At 51.5% G+C, this 274-nt stretch carries 1 protein-coding gene; it reads left to right on the top strand.

All coding sequences use genetic code 11. The annotated features are described in order from the left end of the window. Positions 1–83: 83 nt before the first annotated feature. A partial coding sequence (locus AAEY72_RS14820) for a hypothetical protein (protein ID WP_352311305.1) occupies positions 84–274 on the top strand: 191 nt, incomplete at its 3' end.

Genomic DNA, 274 nt, shown 5'->3' with positions numbered 1-274 from the left:
GCGTAATGTTGGCCCTTTGAGCTTTGGCAGGCGTAACGTTATTCCATAAGATAGGGTTAAGCACGACATAGTAAAGAACAGACGTGGACAATTCTTTTAAACTGAGTCTGGTGAACATTATGCGGATTTTGATTGCGGGTGTGTCGGGTGCTATTGGCGCTGCCCTGGCCGAAAAGCTCGCGGCACGCGCCGAAGTTGAGATTATTGGACTTTGTCGGCAGCCGGAAAAAGCGCCCGTTTTTTTGCGCGAGCAACATCGGGTGCTGGCCTGGGA

Origin of the sequence: Psychrobacter sp. W2-37-MNA-CIBAN-0211, assembly GCF_040309405.1 — a bacterium.
Lineage (GTDB): Bacteria > Pseudomonadota > Gammaproteobacteria > Pseudomonadales > Moraxellaceae > Psychrobacter > Psychrobacter glaciei.
This window is presented reverse-complemented; position numbering and strand designations above follow the sequence as displayed.